Genomic DNA, 12,845 nt, shown 5'->3' with positions numbered 1-12,845 from the left:
CCTTCATAATCATCAACTTGATTAAATGCATACCAAGCATCATAGTTTGTCGAATAGATATCCTTAGCAAATGCACGTCCGATAGGGGTTGTATTTGAAGTCATTTTGGGAGTTGCTATTATTTCATCTATCGAAATAACCTTGTATGTTCTATACTCACCATTACTCAATCGAATTAGACTTTTATTTCGACTTGTGCTTTCTGCAAACCACTCATTGAAAGTCACATAACTTCCCATCGGGGTAATTTTATATTTCCCTGCTATCAGGTTTGGGCATAAGAGATACCAATAATTTGAAGACGTAGTATTATAAAGTCCAACGTCTTCATACTTTTCCCCATCCCACTTTTGCAGCTTGATTTGTTTTCCCGCACTACCACCACTGTCCGAATAGCTGCCGCCAACAGCCCACAAATTACAGTTTCTTTCTATAGAGAATTCTAAGTATTGAGAATAAGTGGTGGACATTGCAACCGCATTGTAGCTTCCTTGTTTAGTTGTTATGCCATCAAGCAGTGCAGATGCATCTGTTGCAGTATTGGGTATATCTACAGATGAACCTTTAAAGGAGATAAGTTTAATTTTTACCTCATCCCCCAAATTCTGTACACCAGGTTTTGCATTACCTGCCACAAAATCAGCTCCTTTCAATAATTTCGCAAAATAAAAGAGACAGCCCTTTGATGACTGCCTCACTTAATATTTATAGTCCCTTTTGATAAATCCACCGTTACACCGTATAGATCTCCATCTTCAATTTTTTCTTTAAATATTGGTTTAAGCTCCTCTTGAACTTCCGCCTCTTCTTCCATTGTCCATGTCACCAATTCAAAATCTCCATCCAATTCGTCCAGAGGCGAATAATTATGGCTGATTTCAAGTTGAGCTTCGGTCTTATCTGGATCGTCGGTGTAGTAAAAAACATCAAAGCTGTCACCAAACTTATCGTAAAAGGTGAAGGGTTCGGTTTCTAAAGTTATGGTTGAATCTTGTTGATCAGGATTATCGGTATATTCGATTATTTTGATTGTTTGATCATTAAATTCTTCAGCAAGGATAAATGGTTCGGTTTCGATGTTAAAGGAGGCTTCTGTTTTGTTCGGAACATCTGTATAGTAACAGAGTTCAATTTCACCTTTAAGCTCTTCCCATGCGGATTCAGGGATTAATTCTAAGTCCTTAAGATTAATGCCACCTTTTTCAAAGTCATCTTCATTTGGAGCATCATTTGAAAATAAAACCCATCCATCCTTATATGTTTTATACCCATCCGTATCTTTTACGAACATTGTTTCTGTGGCAAAAGTAAAATATAGCGAGTACATTCCTCCATAGCCATTTGAAGTATTTTCACCTATTTTTTCATAGATACTATTGTCTGTTGAAATAAGTATATCATATGATTTTCCATAAGTAGTATTCGCCCAATTCCATAATTCTAAGTTAAATTTTTTCTTATCACTATTAATTTTAAATATATAGTATCCCTTACTCGATCCTTGATAGTACGGAGGGTAGTCCCCTGTTGTAAATAAAACATCAAGTTGTTCGGGTCGAACATTCATGTTGTGGTCAATTATATTTGATGAGTTAAGTGAAAGATATTCCCCTGTCACGTAATCTTTTAGGCTAACAAAACCAACAATACCAATATTGCCAGCATTTTTTGCAATAAGCTTTATATAGAAACTAGACAATTTTTAAACCTCCTTTCTAAATAAAACCGTCATTCAATTGACACTTTCTTGATAGGAATTTTTGATGTGTCGATTTTTTGTTTGAATACTTTTCCATCTCCCAAAACAGAAGACTCCGTTTTAATCAATGATTTTTGAGTAAACTCGGTCTCAAAATCTATAACAGATGATTTACCCATTCCATGATTAACAAAAATTTGTTCGTCTGCATTTGGGATATATTTAATCCCTACTGTATCTAGGATACTATGATATAATCCATCTTTAGATTGAATTAAAGACTTTCCTTCGATATTAGCCAGACTAATCTTATTTACTTCATATTTCTTTAAATCGATTTCATGCTCAAATATTTTTCCTTCATTTACATTGCTTTCTTTATTGGATATTAGCTGCACCTTACCATAATTACTTTTAAGCGTTTTTTCCGTTATTTTATTCATTCCATATTTGGAAAAATATCTTTCATTAAATATGGGAATATACGAAACCATACTATCACCACTATACATCTTTAATTCATTAATGCCCGTATACCCTGTATGCCCATTGTTGGCAGTCCAATTCAAGCGGTACATTTTAAAAGATTTTGGGTTATAAATGAAGTAATCCTTATCTGCATTTATGGTAGTCCATGTTTGATCTTTTTGCGTATCTAAAATATGCCACCTTTCTCCATCATTACTTCCTTCAAAAGTCCAATCTTTTGGCATGGTAGTAAGTGCGGTAGAATTACCCATGCTTCGTAATGCATATTTAAAAATTGGAATTGATTGAACAAACTCATACCCTAAAAAACCAACTCCACCACTACCACTTTGAGAACAGTATCCTTCGTATTCATCAATTTGATTAAATGCTTTCCAAATATCATAGGTAGAACTCCAAACATTTTTTGCAAATGCACGTCCAGAAGGCGTTGTATTTGAAGTCATTTTAGGGATAGCAGTTAGCAGCTCAATATTATTCTCAAATGAAAGATACTGGCCTTGATCGGCTTGAATCAAAAACTTATTTATTCTCCATGCAAACTCCCCAAAATAAACTCCAATTCCATCATAAGGTATTTTATACTCAGAATCATAGACAGGAGCACTCGTGATTATGTTATTTCTTTTATCCCAACTACTATTGTTTGTAGCGTATCCACTAGTGAACGCGCCATAACAGTTAGTCAGTTCAATAATTCCCCAATCAGTTCTTAGTAAATTTTTAGACAGGCTAATGTTTATGCAATTGTATAATTTGAGTGATCCACCACCGGGCAGAAAGACCGAATAATCATTTGACGGTATTTCAACCATTACAACATTATACATATTCCAATGAAATCCAAAGTTATTCAGATTATACTGTGTTAAAGCAGCGTCCATTGTGAAAAGTAGCTGTATAAATTCAAGTGTAAAAGTGAAACTGCCACCAGTATTATTGCCTGAATATAATCCTACGATTTGTTTCAAAGTCGTTCTAGCTTTATTCCCTAAAATAGTTACTCTACAATTTGAAAATCCATCCGATATATCTCGCCCAAACGTATACTCTCCATCTTCCAATTTAATAAGACTGTTTTTATCTTTTGGTATGACTTGCAAGAGTTTAGATAAGGTTTTAAACGGTTTTGTAATGCCATCTCCTGAAGCGTCATCTCCATTGATAGCATCTACAACATATTTTTTATCATAGGTAAAATTATTCCATATTATAGCCACTTTCCTCACCATCCCATCCAAATAAAATCATTATTCAATACAAAAAGAAGCAGAACCATTTCGGTTCTACTTGACATCAATGGTATTAATATCAAAGTATTTCTTGTAATCGACCTTTGCTTTGAACACCTTACCTTCACCCAATGCAGAGGATGTCATAGGAAGAGAAACCGTTTGCTCTTTTCTATCGAAAATAGACAAATCATTAATGCCATCATTCATAAAAGTGTCTTTTGAAGGTAAAGTTGTTGAAATTGTCTTCCAGCCATTGTTGTACGCTTTATAATTGTTATCGTGATAAATGAAAGACGGAGATGAAAGGGAAGTAATTAATAACATTGGTCTGAATGCACATAATAAAGTTTTCGCATCGCTTGGATAGCTATTTAAATAGCCAGGTTTGCTAGAGCCACCTCTCATAGTTCGGGAAGCTGGACTATTATTAGTAGCAAAAAATCTCGTTGTTAAAGTCCAAGCAAAATTATTTGCCAAATTCCATTTGGTGTAATCTTCCCCGTTGTTAATATATTTATCCCACTCATTATCTGTATCGTTTTCATCAATTCCACCAGTTAGTAAACGAATTGTACCATCTATTTCATTATCAATTCGTATGGGCAATCCACTTCCACTAGCTACTCCAGCACTATTTAGAGTGTCCCATGAAATAGTATGTTGTATGGATCTATCAGCGATGAGTTTCCATCTTCCTAGATGATCCTTATCAACGCATATAAAATAAAAATCCCCATTTGGTGAAGCAGCAGATGATGCTGTAGGTGAAATGAAGTCGGATGTTTCTTTCCCAAGTCCTGAAAAAGTACCTAATGTATTTGATATTGCTTTGTATTGACATCTTATTTTTTTCCCAATTTTTAATTGTTCAACACTTTTTACCTCTTCTAGCACTTATATCCACCTTCTTTCTATTCTTGATATTCGAAGACGGGACGGAAACCAACTGAAACATCGGTCTGAGAAGATGGCCCGAAAGATAGTTTTTCCGGGTTTGTAATATCTACACCATAACCTCGTCTAATTCTATTGGTGTTTGTGGCCGTTGTGGCTTTATATATTAATCCATTAACGGGCGTTTCCTGACACCAGGAGAACATCTTATTCCAGTGCCATACAGCATCCTCTCCAGCAGCAATGGTACCATCCAGAGAGCTTTTGACTATATATTTATCCCACTCATTATTAGTAGGCCACCCACCATAGCCTTGATCGGTTAATGATTTATTTCCGTTAACATCCGCATAAGCAACGCCGCCAGTAAGGGAACGAAGGATACCCTTCACCGTAGATATTGTCGTATTAACCCCTTCGATATACTTCACACTATTCAAATAGTCCCATGACCATTGATTTCTAAGAACTCTGTCGGAAATAAGCAAGCCTTTATCTACTTTTATTCCATACCAGTACTTACCTTTTGAGGTTTCCCCATTTGGAATTCCTTCTAATGGACATTCTGTATATCTTGACGTGTCCGCGCCAAATTCAAAATAGTCATCATTGTGATAACTCCAAACTATATAATCTCCAATCCTCATATCCTTCACATGTTTTCTCAATTGTCCCGTAGTCGCTGGAACTGGCATCCTTATCCCTCCACTCGTAACGAATCAATCTTCTTCATCTTCCCGTTCGGTATCCTCTTCCTCAAAAGCACGCCTTCATCTTCCCAAGTTTCGTCCCTTTCGTACTTATAGCGATAATGCTTTTTCAGCTCCAGCACGCCCTCGTCGGAGTTGACCCATTCGTTGCTGTATTTGGCTGTGTCGGTGAAGTCGTCTACGGTAAAGGTGGCGTCGTGCAGGGCGGGGATGAACTTGATTTTGAGCTGGGCGTATTTAGCGAAGGGGGCGCTGTCGAGATTGCCGGCCGTTTTGTCGATGGCTGCGTATTCGTTCCAGGTGCTGTTGTCCGGTGAATATCGGATGTATAGCTTATAATCGGCGGCACCCTTCACGTCTACGGTCTGTGTCATCCGTTGAAAGGCCGTGAACCGGTCCTGGATGACGATCGGCAGCGACTCCCAGGAGCCGGAGGGAGCGTAAACGATGTTTCCGTTGTCGTCTTTTTTGAGTTCCTTCAGTTGTAGCTTGCCGTCTTTTATGGCGGTATTCGTAAACGTGCCTGCTGCCAAATCAACGGGAATGATTACTTCATGCGTTGCGTTTGTCATCGAATCACCTCATCGTATCGTCCAATTGATTTGTCCGGCATGCTTCGCCTTCAGGGGCGCTTGAATCTCGTCCACCAGGAAGCCGTTTCTGCGAATGTGCAATATGCCGTCCAGATCAATGTCTGACGTTATTTTAATCTGCATGAACGCCGCATCATTATAGGGAATCGAGAGAATGCATTGAAAATCGATGTTGGCGTCGTGGAGCTGCATTTGTTTTTTGTAGCCGATATTGTACTGGGTAATCGAGTCGGAGAAGGTGCCTTCCTTCCCGCCCGCCGTGAACAGCTTGGCGTCGGAGACGGCGTTCTTGTACGTAATAATGTTGTTATACAGGAAGGTCCGCCCGGTCAGCGGATATTCCTGCGAGGAGGCCGAGTAGGACAAGGACAGCCGATGGCCGTTCATCGTAAAGACGCCGTTGCCGACATCGAAGTAGATTTGCGAGCCTTCCCCAATCAAGCCGAACCGGATCAGTTTGGTTTTGTCTATATGATAAAAGCTGTTTGCTTTTCGGTTGTCGAAGTTATATTCAGCGAGATGCGAGCCGTCGGCATATTCCGCCACCCAGATGAACGACTGGGCGACCGGCGAACGTGTTATCTTATTCTGAAAAATCATGTGTAACCTCCCATTGTATTGTGAGATAAATCGTTCCATATAGCAAAACAGACGGGACCCTAACGGCCCCGCCTGGATACATCATCTTGGTTCAAATTGTTGCTCTATTTAAGGTTATACATAGCGATAGGACACGCGCAGCTTGAATTCTTGCCGGCCGCTTGACGCGTCCAGCGGAATTTTCGGCTGCACCGTCACGGTCACATAGTTGCCGGCGGCGTCCATCGGGTTCCCGTTATTGTTGACCCCGAGAATCTCCTGGCTGGCCGGAGTAAGCGGAATCGACAGCGGGTTGCCCTCATGATCCTTCGTCGTCTTGCCCGTCGTGCCGATCGGCTTCATGCGAATCTTGCCGACCGCCGATGTCTCCTCCTCGATATCGGTCTCGCCCAGGGAGTCTACCTGAACATGGAACCAGTTGTTTTTAACCGCTTCGACGTTGTTCTCAGGCGTATCGCCGGTACCCCCGCCCATGTCGCGCGTCGTGAACGTGCAGTCCTCCATCTTCGAGACGTCGGTCTCGCCGTTGCGGTTGTTCCAAATGTTGAACGTATGCAGCGGACCCAGATCTCCGGCATCAATGACGCCAAAATCAAACGGGGCGGCAATTTCGGCAGTATGAGCGCTGTTGAACCAGCTTACGATCGGTTTGGTCATCTTTTTTCCTCTTTTCTCGTTATCGTTATATTTTGACGATGAGCTGCAGCGTGACATGCTGGATGTTCACGCCTTGCTTCACGACATGAAGCCGGAACATATCGCCGGCATTCACGATCTTGTTATCGATGACGGCACTGCGATCATCGACATGCTGATGGGCCTTGATGCGAACCGGATGGGACATAATCTCGCTCCAATTCGCCCCATCCAGCGATTTTTCCACCGTAATCTCGGTATCGGATTCGCCGGCTACCCCGCACAACGCTTCGACGCCGACCAGTTCTCCCTGAAAAGGAAACCTTGCAATGACGCTCTGAACCCCCTGATATAAAGAATTCGGCAGGCAGAACACCATCACCCGATCCTTCACTTCCAGCGGGATGCTTTTTAGCTTCAAATGCTCGGCGACCGTCATCAGGCCGTCCGCATGCTCGCTCACCGGCTGAATGCTGCGGCCGAAGATGTCGATGAGCACCCATTCCTTGCCGTCGAAGCGATAGCGGTTGCCATCCTCGTACGTCTGCACGGTCCAGCCGATATGCGGATACGGATAGGTCGCGATCAGCTCCTTCATATCCGCCACGGGAGGCTTGAAGACCAGGAGCGTTGACTTGTATGCCAACAGCGCCTGCTCGGTAGCGAGCTTCGCCTCATCCGCAGCCTGGTTCGCCTGATCGGCGGACCGATCGGCAGCATGAGCCGCCTCCTTCGCCATCGCCACGGCCTCGTTGACCTCCGCGATGGCCAGATTCGTCTCCTGCAGCCGCTGCAGCATCTCGTCAATCATGTCCTGCAGCGTCTTGACGACATCCGGATGCCGGCTGACCATCGCATAGATGCGGGAAGCCGGATAGAGGATCAAGCCTCTGCCCTTATATTTGCACAGCAGTGTCTTGCCTTCCTGAGATGGATGGAACTGAATCGTTCCATTCGCATAGTTGACCAGAAATTCATGCGGCGACAATGCCAGCTTCTTATCGAATCGTTCAGGGTCGACCTCGGTCAATCCCTCGATGCGGACCTTATCGGTCTGCGAAGGAATCTCCAGCAGCGTAATCTGGTTGTTAATGACGGGGAGCGAATCGATATGCTCCTTGTAAGGCTCCTGTGGCGTGCCTTCCCGCCAAATAATGGTCACCGGATCATGCAGTTCAAGATGCGTCCGTAATTGGGCCATCCTATCACCTCCTTACTCTGTCGATGAATTCGAAATGCAGGCATACCCTGCAACCCAAAAACGCCTCTCGTTGAAGAGAAGCGCTGGCATGCCTACATATTGATCAATGAATTTCCTTCGCTAATCGTCGTCCCATTCCCGAGACAGGTCGTCACGCTTGAGCCTTGGACGGCAATCAGCTTGCCGTTCAAATACACTCGCTTCGCGTTACCGCCCGCTATCGTGCCTTGACCGCTGCCCGACTTGCCCGGGGATATATTGATGTACCGCGTCCTATCGGTATCCGAAGGAACCGGAGGGCTGGCTTGCCAGACTTCGTTCACCCGATCCCCGACGACCGCGGCAGACACGCCGTTCACATAGAAGCGGGAGCTCGCCGCAATGCCGCGGCCGGTAATCAGCGCGCCGGTGCTGCCTGAGCCGCTAGTAGTCCAGTAACCGCCCTGTGGATTATTGCACTTTCCCGTAACCGGATCATAATCGTCTTTAGGACACCACGGATCTACATAAGTCTCTATCGTATAAGTCACATGCCCATCCTTCACGACCGGGGCGGTTGCGCCCCCATTCAAGGCGATGGCAGCCATCGCATCCCCTCCCTTCACGGTGAACCGGCTCGCCCACGAACCGGTGCATCCTTTCTATACGATCAACTGTTCACAAAATCAAACTGGACCGCATGGAAGATCATTTTGCCGTCCGCGGTCATCTCAATATAAGCCCGCTCGGTGCCGAAGCGGCCCGCGCCGCCCTTGGCGATCGCCTCGATATCTTGGCCGTCCAGCACGATGCCGCTCTCCTTCGCGGTCACGTACACGCCTTCATCCTTCAAGTCGAGGCTGCGTTTTTTGCCCGTGGCGCTGGTGCCGTATTCCAGCATATAACCGCCGGAATACTTTTTCTCGACCGCCACGCCGTGGCCTTCCCCGGTACCGTCCCCGATGCCAAGATACCGAGCCGGCTGGGCGCTGCCGTCGGGCTTGTCTCGCTCGAACGTAATCTTCTGCTTCACATTGATGCTGTCGAAATTGTACGTGTTGGCCACAATCCCGGTATTTTCCGTCGTCAACACTTTCTTGTCCGCATCCTGCCAATAGAGCGGACGGCCGCGCGAATCATGAGCGGGCTCGATCTTCGACACCCTGGCGGTGATGAACTGAATCGCATGCTCCTGAATCTCGATATAGTCGACATATTCCCCTTCCTTCATCACATCCTTCGGCAGCGTCTTCACCTTATTCACCGTCAGATCATTTACATACGTCTTGTCGGCCAGAATCGTGTTCACCTGGATCATTTCCGGAATGAGCTTGCCCACATTGATAATATCGAGATGATCCATATCGATGTAGCCGGCTTCCGTGTCGATCAGCACATCGCCCGCAGGACCGACGAACTTTCCTTTGTAGGCCGTCAGATTGCCCTTCATATCGACGCGGAAGGGGGCCTTCCCGAATTCGTCGTGCCCGGCCCAGATGCCTATGCTCGGATAGACCTTGAACACATCGTTGCCCTCGCCGATGACGAGGCTGGAGCCCTCGATATGGCCGTTCTTGAACAGGGAGCTGTCAATCTCGGCGTCCTTCGCGAACAGCTTGTTCATCCAGACATTCCCCAAGTAATCGGCGTGAAAAGGGGCCTGCGACCATACGGAGGAACCGAGCGCAAGCCCCTGCTTGTCAATCGTAAACACTTGATCGTCGACCCCGGCCTTGACGAACAGATCGCCGTCCAGAGAGGTGCCGAACGTCTTCTCGTACACGCCGTGGCGAATGCGCTCGATCGTGAAGCCGTCATCCGCGGTCATCGAGACCCGGTTCACCTTCGTGTCGCTCCCGCAATCGCCGGAAGCGTACCGGTTCACGATCATGCCGAACCGATCGGGACGCTCCGCCAGCAGCCCGAGCTTCACGACCTCCCGGCCGCAGCGGTCGTCGATCATGAGGCGGGAGCCCTCGATGGTGAACACCCCGGTCGTATCGCCGATGACGACGCGCTGCCCGAGAATGATCTTGCCGAGCACCATCTCCGCGATCAGGCCGTCCGGCGTAATCGCCGTATCGTACCGCAGCCCGCCCGAGCGCGTCAGGCCCAGCGCGCCATGCGTCGCCCGCAGGAAGCGGTCCGGATCATTCGGATCGGTAATCGTCAGCCCATTCCGATCCAGCGTCACGAACTCATTCGACGCCATATTGATGTCGTCCGTGACCTTGTTCCAGAAATGGTCGAACAACCGGCTCATATCCGACGTATCGACAACGGCCTGCCCCCACTTCTTCTTGTTGCTGTCCACGACAATCGACGTGCTCTTGCTGTCGTAGATGAACTTCTCCAGCCGCTTCTGCGCATCGGACACATCTCTGGCATTGCTGATCGTGAGGCTGATATTGCCGTCCTCATAGTCATAAGTCATCTCCGCAATGCGGGCTTCGATCTCAATCTGAAGCCGCTCATGCTTGATCGTGACCCAATCGCCGACGACCAGCTTGTCCCAGTTATGCTGCTCCTCGACGATCTCGAGGAAGTTCACAATATCGATGCGGAATGTCGTCCGGGGACGCTGCAACTCCTTGAACTTCTCGAGCGCCGCCTCATACAGATCTTGCTCGTCAATGTACTTCTCATCGCTGAACTCCCGCTCGATGACATACAGGTTCAGCTCCTGCAGCAGCTCCGGGGCGAAATTGCTGTCGGCGGACAGCGTCTTCTGCAGCTCGGCCATGTTCGCTTTGACATCGTCTAACTGCTGCTCCAAATGCTTGATCTCGATTTCCTTCGCGGCGATCTGCATTTGCTTATTATCGAGACTGAACTTTTCAATAATGTCCGTGCCGTTGTTCGCCCCGTTCAGCTCGTCGAGGGAGATGAGCGCCACCTGCAGGAACACCTCGGCCTCGGCGCCGCCCCGCACCTCGACGACCGCCTTGTCCGCATGATGCCGCTTGCCGAGCAGCATCCACCGGTCCGGAGCCGCGGCTTGATCCGCGCCGTCGAGCGCGACCGTGAGGCCCCCTTGGCTGACCTTGCACAGAACCGCGTACGGATATTCCGGGTTCAACGCGAAGCTTCGCGAGCTGCTGCCGCGGTGCGTATACTTTTCGAAAAACATCTTCTGCTCGAACTGCTGCGAAATCATCGTATCGGTAATGACCGCTTCGTTTTTTTTCAGCTTATCCAGCTCAATGCTTCGTTCGGTCAGACTGTCTTCGATTGTCTTGCGTTCGGCCAGCAATTCCCGGAACTTGTCCCGCTTGCTCTCCACAAGCTCCTCATAATCGAGCAGCGCATGGCATAATTCATCGGACATGTACTGGCTGTGCCGGATCACCTGCCGTTGCTCGCCCCGCTCGAACGGATACAGAAAATAACTGAAATTCTCAATGTAATTCTGCCCCGTCGGGTTGACCTTTTGAATCGTAAGCCCGTCCTGGCCGAAGGCCTTCAACCGCGTGACCATCTCATCCGCTCGCGCTTCCTTGCCGATCGACTTCAGGAATTTGCCATAGGAAAAAGAAAGGCCCTTGTTCACCCCGAACAGCTCCGGCTTGAGCAGCGACACAGTTCGCTGATGCGTGTCCCATTGGACGACCGCATTGTAGGTCTCGGCCACTTGATAAACCGCATCCAGCACCGTCGTGTTCCCGAACTCGAAGGCGCGGTACGTCAGCTTGAAGTCGGCATCGAGATAGCCAATATTCCAAATCGTGTTATGCAGCAATTCCGTCAGCACCTGCTCGGCATGATACGACTCGACACTGTAATCCCGAATCGATTTATCACTCAGCTCATAAGGAAGAGCGAAGCAGGCGACCTGCCGGTGCAGCCTGTCTTCCTGTCCGCTGTCCTCGATCGAGTGAATCATATACCACTCGCTCTTCGACCCGAGCGTCACCCGGATATGATACCGCTCGCGGAGCAGACCGATATTTTTGTTCGGCACGAGCCGGTGATTCACGTCCAGGTACAGCGGAATTTTGAAGGTCAGCTCGTTCACGGAGGACAGCGAGATGTTCTGGCTGATGTCATACGCTTCGCTGATTTTACTGATAACGCTGCCGTTCGGCTTGGCGAGGAACAGCTGCGGCCGATACGGTTTCTTGAGATAATCAATATCGCCCAGCAATCATCATCGCCTCCTTATTGAATTCTCCGGAACTGATAGCGAAATTGGAACGCGGCGTTCCCGCGCACCTTCAGCACATTCCTTCCGGGCGGCAGTGACAAATACCCGTCGTTGAACCCGCTGTAGCGGTACGTGTTCACCAGACTGGTCTCGATATGCTGCCGATCATTGTTCACATACACCTTCTCTTCATCCAGCAGCTGCTCGAAGCGGAATGCGGCGTCTCCCTGCGACGTGTTCACGATGGCGAACTCGCCGCTGCCTTCCTTCGTGATCCAGATCTCCGGGGAGCAGCTCACATCTCCCTTATTGTCGAACACGACAACCGGCTCCAGCCGGAAGGTGATCGAGCGGAAGGAAGGCATGACGCCCGGCATCCCGGATTGCAGAATGACCCGGTACCGCAGCATCGCTTCCCGAAGGGGCGTCCCGGCTTCGATATCCGAAATGCCGCCTCCGTTCACGCACGTTTTCCAATCGCTCCAGGTCCGTCCCTGATCCAGGGAGAGCGAGGTCTGGACCGCAGCCCGGCAGGAGGGCGGAACATCGCCGTCCCAGGCCAGCTTCGTCAGAGCCCCGTCTCCTTCGAGCGCAATCGGCAGCGGCTCCGAGGTGTACACCCCGAGCAAATTCGATAATGCAAGCCAATTTGCCATCACATCCAC

11 protein-coding genes are annotated in these 12,845 nt (G+C 47.7%); all 11 read right to left on the bottom strand.

All coding sequences use genetic code 11. The features are described 5' to 3' along the window. Positions 1-694 precede the first annotated feature (694 nt). The 11 genes from DQX05_RS20715 to DQX05_RS20670 all read right to left on the bottom strand — a co-directional run bounded on the left by DQX05_RS20715 (position 695) and on the right by DQX05_RS20670 (position 12,836). A complete protein-coding gene (locus tag DQX05_RS20715) occupies positions 695-1,699 on the bottom strand; it encodes a hypothetical protein (protein ID WP_119795383.1) in 1,005 nt (334 codons plus the stop codon). 29 nt (positions 1,700-1,728) lie between these two features. Next, positions 1,729-3,408: a hypothetical protein gene (locus DQX05_RS20710; RefSeq protein WP_147385215.1), complete on the bottom strand. Its 1,680-nt coding sequence runs from the start codon at positions 3,406-3,408 to the stop codon at positions 1,729-1,731. A 66-nt stretch (positions 3,409-3,474) separates the two neighbouring features. Next, complete coding sequence (locus DQX05_RS30375; RefSeq protein WP_147385214.1) at positions 3,475-4,317, bottom strand: hypothetical protein; 843 nt, start codon at positions 4,315-4,317, stop codon at positions 3,475-3,477. A gap of 17 nt (positions 4,318-4,334) precedes the next feature. Continuing rightward, positions 4,335-5,012 carry a hypothetical protein gene (locus tag DQX05_RS20705; protein WP_119795381.1) on the bottom strand — a complete coding sequence of 226 codons (678 nt, stop codon included), beginning with the start codon at positions 5,010-5,012 and terminating at the stop codon, positions 4,335-4,337. 2 nt (positions 5,013-5,014) lie between these two features. Beyond that, on the bottom strand, positions 5,015-5,599 hold the full coding sequence (locus DQX05_RS20700) for a hypothetical protein (RefSeq protein WP_119795380.1): 585 nt from the start codon (positions 5,597-5,599) through the stop codon (positions 5,015-5,017). Positions 5,600-5,608: 9 nt separating this feature from the next. After that, entirely contained in the window at positions 5,609-6,220 is a 612-nt protein-coding gene (locus DQX05_RS20695) for a hypothetical protein (RefSeq protein ID WP_119795379.1), read from the bottom strand. A gap of 114 nt (positions 6,221-6,334) precedes the next feature. Further along, complete coding sequence (locus tag DQX05_RS20690) at positions 6,335-6,877, bottom strand: hypothetical protein (RefSeq protein ID WP_119795378.1); 543 nt, start codon at positions 6,875-6,877, stop codon at positions 6,335-6,337. A gap of 25 nt (positions 6,878-6,902) precedes the next feature. Further along, complete coding sequence (locus DQX05_RS20685; protein ID WP_119795377.1) at positions 6,903-8,057, bottom strand: hypothetical protein; 1,155 nt, start codon at positions 8,055-8,057, stop codon at positions 6,903-6,905. A gap of 92 nt (positions 8,058-8,149) precedes the next feature. Further along, entirely contained in the window at positions 8,150-8,644 is a 495-nt protein-coding gene (locus DQX05_RS20680; protein WP_119795376.1) for a hypothetical protein, read from the bottom strand. Between the two features lie 62 nt (positions 8,645-8,706). Then, the gene (locus tag DQX05_RS20675; protein WP_119795375.1) at positions 8,707-12,180 is read right to left on the bottom strand and encodes a phage tail spike protein; all 3,474 of its coding nucleotides are present in this window, start codon (positions 12,178-12,180) and stop codon (positions 8,707-8,709) included. 14 nt (positions 12,181-12,194) lie between these two features. Continuing rightward, positions 12,195-12,836 (bottom strand): phage tail family protein, encoded by a 642-nt coding sequence (locus DQX05_RS20670; protein ID WP_119795413.1) that lies wholly within the window; start codon positions 12,834-12,836, stop codon positions 12,195-12,197. Positions 12,837-12,845: the final 9 nt, after the last annotated feature.

Source organism: Paenibacillus thiaminolyticus (assembly GCF_003591545.1).
Lineage (GTDB): Bacteria > Bacillota > Bacilli > Paenibacillales > Paenibacillaceae > Paenibacillus_B > Paenibacillus_B thiaminolyticus_A.
The sequence above is the reverse complement of the archived record's forward strand: the minus strand, read 5'-3'. Positions and strand labels throughout refer to the sequence as shown.